Source organism: Meridianimarinicoccus zhengii, from assembly GCF_003254465.1.
Lineage (GTDB): Bacteria > Pseudomonadota > Alphaproteobacteria > Rhodobacterales > Rhodobacteraceae > Meridianimarinicoccus > Meridianimarinicoccus zhengii.
On the sequence record NZ_QDFI01000058.1, the window covers coordinates 20,939 to 28,401 of the forward strand.

Here is a 7,463-nt window from a genome sequence, read left to right on the forward strand (position 1 = left end):
CTTTCGTCGGCGAAATCGGCGTGCGGTCAGTCCTCCCGCACCAGGAACACCGCCGACAGGGGTGGCAGCACCACCTGCGCCGAAGCGGGCAGTCCGTGGCTGGGTGTGGCGGTCGCGGTGACGGCACCCATGTTGCCGCGCCCTCCGCCGCCATAGGTTTCGGCGTCGGAATTCAGCGCCTCGCGCCAGCGGCCCGGTGCCGACAGCCCGACGGTATAGGCCGTGCGTTCCACCGGGGTGAAGTTGCACAACACCGCCACGTCCGGCGCGGCGGGGCCGTAGCGCAGCCAAGCATATACCGACGCGTCGGAATCGTTCGCTTCGATCCACTGGAACCCGTCGGCTTCGCAGTCCGCGACGTGCAGCGCGGGCTCGGCGCGGTAGAGCGTGTTGAGATCCCGCACCAGCCGCTGGATGCCTGCATGTTCGGGGCGCGCGGCGGCGGCCCAGTCGATCTGCGCGTTGTGGTTCCATTCGGCGGGCTGCGCGAATTCGCAGCCCATGAACAGGAGCTTCTTGCCGGGATGGCCCCACATGAACCCGTAATAGGCGCGCAGGTTGGCGAAGCGTTCCCAGTCATTGCCCGGCATCCGCTGGAGCATCGATCCCTTGCCGTGCACCACCTCGTCATGGCTGATCGGCAGGATGAAGTTCTCCGAGAACGCGTAATGCAGCCCGAAGGTCATCTTGTGGTGGTCGAACTTGCGGTAGACCGGGTCGGTCTTGATGTACTGGAGCGTGTCGTTCATCCAGCCCATGTTCCACTTGTACCCGAACCCGAGGCCCCCTGTGTCCACCGGGCGTGACACCGCCGGGAAGCTGGTGCTTTCCTCGGCCACGGTCATGATGCCCGGGCACTCGCCATAGGTTATGGTGTTGACCGTCCGCATCATGGCGATGGCTTCGAGATTCTCGCGCCCGCCATGGATATTGGGGACCCATTCGCCTTCCTTGCGGGAATAGTCGCGGTACAGCATGGAGGCGACCGCATCCACGCGCAGACCGTCGACGTGGTATTCCTCCAGCCAGTAGAGCGCATTTGAGATCAGGAAATTCGCGACCTCCGTGCGGCCGAAATTGTAGATCAGTGTGTTCCAGTCCTGGTGGAAGCCTTCGCGCGGGTCGGCGTGTTCATACAGTGCCGTGCCGTCGAACCGGCCCAGCCCGTGCGCGTCGGCGGGGAAGTGGCCCGGCACCCAGTCGATCAGCACGCCCACGCCCGCCTGGTGCGCCGCGTCGATCAGGTCGCGGAATTCGTGCGGCGGGCCGTGGCGCACGGTCGGCGCGAACAGCCCCACGGGCTGGTATCCCCAGGACCCGTCGAACGGGTGCTCGCCGATGGGCATCAGCTCGATATGGGTGAACCCCATGTCGGTGACGTATTGCACGAGCTGTTCGGCGGCTTCCTTGTAGGACAAAGGGCGATTGCCTTCGGCCGCGATGCGGCGCCATGATCCCAGATGGACCTCGTAGATGGAAATCGGCGCGGTCCGCGCGTTGCGCCCCATGCGGCTGGCCATCCACCGGTCGTCGTCCCAGCCATATCCCGAGATGTCGCGCACGACCGACGCGGTGGCGGGCGGGTGTTCGGCACCGAAGCCCACGGGGTCCGCGCGCAGGGGCAGGACTGCGCCGTCCGGGCCGACCAGTTCGTACTTGTAGGGCGTTCCCTCGCCAAGGCCGGGGATGAAGATTTCCCAGACGCCGGTGGCGCCACGGCGGCGCATCGGGTGGCGGCGCCCGTCCCAGATGTTGAATTCGCCCACGACCGACACGCGCCGCGCGTTCGGCGCCCAGACCGCGAAATGCACCCCGCGCGCGCCATCATGGTCGCAGACATGCGCGCCAAGCACCTGCCAGATGCGCCGATGCGTGCCCTCGCCCAGCAGGTATTCGTCCATCTCCCCCAGAACGGGGCCGAAGCGGTAGGGATCGTCGAAGTCCCATGTCGTGCCGTCGCGCGTCGTGCCGCGCAGCGTATAGGGGCCGGGGGGCACCGCCCCTGTGAAGATGCCGGGCACCACGCCGTGGGCCGGCAGGGGGATCACGTCGTCGCCCACCAGCGCGGCCATGGCGGTGGCATCGGGACGGAGCACGGTCACGTGGGGAACGCCGTCATGGGCGTGCGGCCCGAGGATCGCGAACGGATCGTCATGACGCCCCTCGACGAGGCGTTGCAGATCATCGCGCGGCGGAAAGTCGGGTGTGGCTGTGCTGTTCATGGCCCCATGCTACCGATTGCGCGCCGCGACGCAAACGGCGATCCCGTTCATGACACGATTGCAGGCTTCGCCCCCCAGATATCCGCCAGATACCCGCGCATCGACCGGTCGGACGAGAACCAGCCTGACCGCGCGGTGTTCAGCGCGGCCATGTGTCCCCATGCGGACCGGTCGCCATACGCGGCATCGACCGCCCGCTGGGCGCGCCAGTAGTCGGTGAAATCGGAGCACACGCAGAAATAGTCGTGCCCCGCGAGGTTATCGGCCACGCCCGCATGCCGTCCCGCGTCGCCACGCGAGAACACATCGCCCCGGATTGCATCGAGCGCCCGCGCAAGCCGCGGATCGTCGCTGATCGCCTGGGCCGCGTGATCGTCGATGGTGCGTCGCTCGATCACCTCGGGCGCCGTCATGCCGAAGAGAAAGAAGTTCTCCGCCCCGACATGCTCGCGGATTTCCACGTTCGCCCCGTCGAGCGTGCCGATGGTCGGTGCGCCGTTCAGCGCGAATTTCATGTTGCCGGTCCCCGACGCTTCTTTACCGGCGGTCGATATTTGCTCCGACAGGTCCGATGCCGGGATCAGTCGTTCCGCAAGCGTCACGTTGTAATTGGGCAGGAACGCCACCTTGAGGAATTTCGACGTGACCGGATCGGCGTTCAGCACCGTGGCCACGTCGTTGATCAGGTGGATGATCTCCTTTGCGAAGACGTAGCCCGGTGCGGCCTTGCCCGCGAAGATCTTGACCCGCGGGGTCCAGTCGGCGTTCGGATCGTCCCGGATCTCGTGCCACAGCGCGATCGCCTCGAGGATGTTCAGGTGCTGACGCTTGTATTCGTGGATGCGCTTGATCTGCACATCGAACATCGCGTCGGGGTCAAGGGCGATGTCATGGGTGTCCTTCACCCAGTCCACCAGGTCGGTCTTGTTGCCGCGCTTGGCCGCAAGGTAGCGGTCCATGAAGCCCGCGTCATCGACATGCGGCTCAAGCCCGGCAAGCTTTTCCAGATCGCCCACCCAGCCGTCGCCGATGGTGTCGGTGATCAGTGACGCAAGACGCGGGTTGGCCCCCAGCACCCAGCGGCGCGGGGTCACCCCGTTGGTCTGGTTCACGATCCGGTCGGGGTGCAGGCGGTGCAGTTCGGCGAAGACCGTTTCCTTCATCAGCCCGGTATGCAGCGCGGACACGCCGTTGACCTTGTGCCCCATGATGAAGGCAAGCTCACCCATCTTGACCTCTCCGTCCGCGACGGCATTGGCCTTGCGGTCGGGTTTCTCGGCGGCGTGGGCGGCATCGATGGCTTCGATGATCTGCATGTGCCGGGGCAGAAGGCGCGCCATCAGGTCCACCGGCCAGCGTTCCAGCGCCTCGGGCAGGAGCGTGTGGTTGGTATAGGCAAGGCACTGGCGCGCGACCGTGATCGCCTCGTCCAGCGGCATCTCGCGTTCGTCGTGCAGCAGCCGCACCAGTTCCGGCCCTGCGATGGCCGGGTGCGTGTCGTTGAGCTGGATCGCCACCTTGTCGGGCAGAAGTGCCAGGTCGTTGTATTCGCTGTCGAACCGGCGCAGCACGTCGCGCAGGGACGCGGCGGTGAAGAAATATTCCTGCTTGAGCCGCAGTTCCTTGCCCTGCGGGGTGGTATCGTCGGGATAGAGCACGCGGGAGATCGTGCGCGCGCCCGTCTCCGCCGCCGATGCCGCAAGGTAATCGCCGCTGTTGAACCGGTCGAGGTCGAAGATCTCGGTCGGCTTGGCGGACCACAGCCGCAGCGTGTTGGCCCAGCGGCCCTTCCAGCCGATGATCGGCGTGTCATAGGCCTGCGCGATCAGTCCGTCGTCCGGCTGCCAGACCGATGCGGCACCGTCGCTGCCGCCCTTGACCGTGCCGCCGAAGCCGATTGTGAACCGTGCCTCGGGGCGTTCGAATTCCCAGGCGTGGCGCTGCTGCAACCAGTCCTCGGGCGCCTCCATCTGGCGGCCATCCCGGAAGCTCTGCTTGAACAGCCCGTGTTCGTAGCGGATGCCGTAGCCCATCGCGGGCACCGACAGGCTGGAGAGCGATTCGATGAAACAGGCCGCCAGCCGCCCGAGCCCCCCGTTGCCGAGCGCCGCGTCCGGTTCGTCCGCGACCACCTCGGCCAGCGGAATGCCCAGATCGTCGAAGGTCGCCTGCGCCGTGTCGAGCAGGCCGAGATTGACGATGGCATCTTGCAGAAGCCGTCCGATCAGGAACTCCATCGACAGGTAATAGACGCGCTTGTGCTGCCCGGCATACGCTTCGCGCGTGGCGGCGAACCATGGATCGGTGATGCGGTCGCGGACCGCCAGCGACAGTGCCATGCGCCAGTCATGGATGACCGCGTGGTCGGCATCCTTTCCCAGCGAGTATTTCAGGTGGTTCAGAACGCTGTCGCGCAGGCTGGCCGGTGTCATGCAATCGGTTCCTTCGTCAATTGGCCTCTGTCGGGTCGTATCCCGTGGTTCTTGCGATCAGGTTAGTCATGCCCCGTGCAGGTCAACCCCGCAGGAGGCATGCCGCTGGTATCGGCCCGAGCTGTTGGCGCTATCAGTGGCGCGAAGCGCAGTTCGGTGCAAGCCTGCGCCGAATTCCGCGCAAATCGGGCGGGGGCTGTGGTCAATATGACCGCACTGGCCTAACAGGGCCGCAGTCAACGAGTGGACCCCCGCCATGCGCTTTTCGCCCGCGACCCTGATCTTTCTTGCGGTACTGGCTGCCCTTGGGGGCTGCACCAGCGACCTGCGGACCAACGCGGCGCAAGGGGCCGGGCTTGGGGTGCTCAGCGGCGCGTGGGTCGGTGGTGCGGCGGGCGCGCTGGCGGGGGCCGCCGTGGGCGCCACGTTCGGCGTGATCGCCACGCCCGAAGAAAACCGCTGACATCTCGGATCAGGGGTCGGTGTCGGGCAGGACACCTGCCCAGCCCGCGGCCACACGCAGCGCGGTCATGTCCGCAGGCCCCATTCCGGCCGCTTCGGCCCGTGCGACCGCGTCGCGCGCCAGTGCCGCCGCTGGATCGCCCAGCCGGGCCGGTTCGGCAGAGGCCAGGGCCTGCAATGCCTTGGTCAGCCGGATCTGCACTTCGATCAGCGCCGCGCCATCCCGTGCCACGGGCCGCAGCGCATCGGTCAGCATCTCGCCGGGGTCGAGCGGCGGGACCCGCACGCGCGGGCAGCGTGGCGCCGGTGCACGTTCGGGCGCGTCTTCCGGGGGCGGCGCCGTCAGAAGCCGCACCACCCGGCCGATCACGTCGATGGCGGTGCCGGGGTCGTTGACCGCCGGCGACAGCGCGCGCGAGGCGATCTCGGACAGCACGATCAGCCCGAAACGCGGATCGCCGTCGAAGCTGCGCGATCTGTCCAGCGTTACGGCGGCGACCAGCGCCGCCTCCATCTCCCCGTCGGGTGCGCGCCCGGTCACCCGCATCAGGGTCGTGCCGCGGGCGACGAACGCGCCGGGCCGGACCCAAAGATGCACCTCGGCCCCGGAGCCTTGCACGCAGCCGTCGAGCGCCCGGATATCGATGTGCTGAACATACCCCGTGCGCGGCGCACCGATGGCGGTGCCCTGCGTGCCGCCGATCGTACCGGGACGGCCGCCCAGCAGCGGATCGGCCCGCCAGCCGGACAGCGCCGCCGCTGTCGCCGCTTCCACCCGGTCGAGCGTGTTGGCCATGCGCCCGAAACTCATCAGGTGCTCGATCCAGCGGATCAGCGCGATCACCACCAGTGTCGTGACCAGCAGCGTCACGAGGAACAGCACCACCCGGCCGCGCGGATCGAACGCCTCGGCGCTCAGTGCGATCAGCCCGAGCAGGCTGAACAGGAACGCGCCGAGAAACGTCGCCAGCACGTTCTGGGTGGTGTGATCCTGTTGCAGCAGCGCCGTGGCGCGCGGCGTGGCGTTGCTTGCCGCGGCGGCGAATGCCGAGACCGCCACCGACAGCGAGAATGTCGTGACCGCCAGCATGGACGAGGCCAGCACATCGAGCACATCGCCGACCGCCGCGGCCCCCGTGCGTACGAGGAAGGTATCGGGCAGGAGCGGCCCCAGCCAGCCAGCGGCCGCCACAGCCGCGACGGCAAGCAGCGCATAGCCGGTGACCCGGACCCAGATCTTGCGCAGGGCGCGGCGGAGCAGCCAGAACTGGCGGTCGAACATCACGGGTGCAGGATCCTTGGGGGTCGGGGTCGCGGCCAGAGGTCCATGGTGCGGCGCGACAGTCAAGCGCGGGTGTCACCCCGCGTCGGTCTGCACTTCCTCGAGCCGCGCGGCAAGCGCGGCCCCGATCGCGGCCAGCACCCCGAAGCCGATCAGGACCGGCCCCGCGCCGACTGCATCGGCCGCCGCCCCGGCAAGCCCGCCCGCCAGCAGCGCAAGGCCGACCAGGGTGTTCGACAGCGCGGTGTAGCGGGCGCGGAACGCGTCCTCGGCCATGTCGGTCAGGTGCAGCTTGCGCCCTGCGCGTACACCTTCATAGGCGATCTGGGCGGCGAACATCGCCGCCGCCGCGCCCCAAGGGCCGCCAAGACCGCCCGTGCGCCACCCGGCAAGCCCGGCCAAGGCAAGCACGACCGCCCCCAGTGCGCCTGCGGACATAAGGGTCTGGCGTGACGACCGGTCCGACAGCCGTCCCCAGACATAGCCCGCGAGCACGCTGCCCAGCGTCGCCGCCATCACCAGCGGGCCGAGCTGGTCGAGCGCCCCGCGCCCTTCCTGCCCCGACAGCAGCACGAGAAACGGCGGCGCCAGTGCCGTGACCGCAAGCGCCGCGCGCGCGGCCACGAAGAGCCGCAACTGCGGGTCGGTGACGATCGGCGCCACAAGCGCGGACAGGTCGGCGGGGTCGTCATCGGGATCGGGCGTCCGGGCCGGTTCGCGCAGCCGCGTGAACAGAAGCCCCGCGAAGATCAGTCCCACGCCCGCCAGTGCCACGGCGCCCGACAGGGTCGGCACCGCAAGCGGGAACAGCCCCGCGGCCATCAAGGCACCGAACCCGAACCCCAGCGCGGCGGCAAGGCTGGCGGCGAAACCCGTGATGGCACCGCGCCGCCCCTTTTCGACGGTGCGGGCCAGCGCGTCCTTCTGGCTGACCGACGCCGCGGCCCGCGCCAGTGCCAGCGCGCCCACGCCCGCAAGCATGCCCAGTCCCGCGGCCCAGCCCGTCAGCAGGAAGGCGCAAAGCGCGATCCCGAGCGCCGCCAGCCCCTGGCCCGCCGCGGCGGC

General features: G+C 68.5%; 5 protein-coding genes. 1 reads left to right on the forward strand and 4 read right to left on the reverse strand.

The window, feature by feature from the left end:
* Positions 1 to 26 precede the first annotated feature (26 nt).
* Both glgB and DDE13_RS16390 read right to left on the reverse strand, forming a co-directional pair.
* Entirely contained in the window at positions 27 to 2,222 is a 2,196-nt protein-coding gene (gene glgB, locus DDE13_RS16385) for a 1,4-alpha-glucan branching protein GlgB (protein WP_111405360.1), read from the reverse strand.
* A 47-nt stretch (positions 2,223 to 2,269) separates the two neighbouring features.
* The gene (locus DDE13_RS16390; RefSeq protein ID WP_111405361.1) at positions 2,270 to 4,654 is read right to left on the reverse strand and encodes a glycogen/starch/alpha-glucan phosphorylase; all 2,385 of its coding nucleotides are present in this window, start codon (positions 4,652 to 4,654) and stop codon (positions 2,270 to 2,272) included.
* Between the two features lie 256 nt (positions 4,655 to 4,910).
* On the opposite strand from DDE13_RS16390, the gene DDE13_RS16395 reads away from it, so the two are divergent.
* Positions 4,911 to 5,117 carry a hypothetical protein gene (locus tag DDE13_RS16395; protein ID WP_111405362.1) on the forward strand — a complete coding sequence of 69 codons (207 nt, stop codon included), beginning with the start codon at positions 4,911 to 4,913 and terminating at the stop codon, positions 5,115 to 5,117.
* A 9-nt stretch (positions 5,118 to 5,126) separates the two neighbouring features.
* Here the strand turns inward: DDE13_RS16395 and DDE13_RS16400 are convergent, their stop codons facing one another.
* Both DDE13_RS16400 and DDE13_RS16405 read right to left on the reverse strand, forming a co-directional pair.
* On the reverse strand, positions 5,127 to 6,398 hold the full coding sequence (locus DDE13_RS16400) for a DUF2254 domain-containing protein (protein ID WP_111405363.1): 1,272 nt from the start codon (positions 6,396 to 6,398) through the stop codon (positions 5,127 to 5,129).
* 75 nt (positions 6,399 to 6,473) lie between these two features.
* On the reverse strand, positions 6,474 to 7,463 hold a 990-nt coding region (locus tag DDE13_RS16405), incomplete at its 5' end, for an MFS transporter (RefSeq protein ID WP_111405364.1).

Bases quoted from the DNA above. Each gene is read 5' to 3' on its own strand.
- glgB (WP_111405360.1), bottom strand. From the start codon at position 2,222: ATGAACAGCACAGCCACACCCGACTTTCCGCCGCGCGATGATCTGCAA.
- DDE13_RS16390 (WP_111405361.1), bottom strand. From the start codon at position 4,654: ATGACACCGGCCAGCCTGCGCGACAGCGTTCTGAACCACCTGAAATAC.
- DDE13_RS16395 (WP_111405362.1), top strand. From the start codon at position 4,911: ATGCGCTTTTCGCCCGCGACCCTGATCTTTCTTGCGGTACTGGCTGCC.
- DDE13_RS16400 (WP_111405363.1), bottom strand. From the start codon at position 6,398: ATGTTCGACCGCCAGTTCTGGCTGCTCCGCCGCGCCCTGCGCAAGATC.